This is a genomic window from Rhodoplanes sp. SY1 (assembly GCF_046000175.1).
Taxonomy (GTDB): domain Bacteria; phylum Pseudomonadota; class Alphaproteobacteria; order Rhizobiales; family Xanthobacteraceae; genus Rhodoplanes.
Window position 1 is genome coordinate 1 of record NZ_JBEOMB010000356.1, and the last position, 649, is coordinate 649.

2 protein-coding genes are annotated in these 649 nt (G+C 71.5%); one reads left to right on the forward strand and one right to left on the reverse strand.

All coding sequences use genetic code 11. The features are described 5' to 3' along the window. On the reverse strand, positions 1-309 hold a 309-nt coding region (locus tag ABTU92_RS29625; RefSeq protein ID WP_408095120.1), incomplete at its 3' end, for an ATP-binding protein. Between the two features lie 27 nt (positions 310-336). On the opposite strand from ABTU92_RS29625, the gene ABTU92_RS29630 reads away from it, so the two are divergent. Next, positions 337-649, forward strand: a 313-nt coding sequence (locus ABTU92_RS29630) for a hypothetical protein (RefSeq protein WP_408095121.1), incomplete at its 3' end; no start/stop codon positions are given.

Consider the following 649-nt stretch of genomic DNA (forward strand, 5'->3'; position numbering starts at 1 on the left):
GGTCAGCACCGCGGCGAGCGAATGGGCCAGCGCCCGGATCAGGCCGAGGCCGAAGCGGCCGTCCCGCGACGGATCGAAATCGACCGGAAGACCGATGCCGTCGTCGCACACCGTAAGCACCACGCTGCCGTCGGGATCGACCCGGCAGGCGATCTCGACCACGCCGTGCAAGCCGGCCGGGTGCGCGTGCTTGACGGCATTGATCACCAGCTCGCTCGCCAGGAGAGCGAGCCGAACCACCTGGCGCGCCGGCACGGGGCAGTCCGGCGCGACGTCGACCACCAGCTCGAAGGCCCGGGTGCGCCGCATCTGCTGATCGATGCGCGCGCAGATGTCGTGAAGGATCCGTCCGAACGGCGCCGGGCCCGCGGCGACACCGATCACCGCACGCTGCTGGAGGCTCCGCAGGATCTGAATGCCGGCGGCGGTCTCGGCGAGCAGATGCGCGACGAACTGCCCGGCGGCCGAGCCGCAATCCGGGCCCGAGTCGAGGCGCGCGACGTGCGTCCGGAGCAGCCCGACGACCAGCCGGCGGGAGAGGCGCGCCTCGGCATTCGACATGACGGCGGCATCCGGAACCGTCTCGTCCAGGCCGATATGGTCGGCGTAGGGGTTGTCGAGGAGACCAGCGTCGAGACCGCGGATGTCG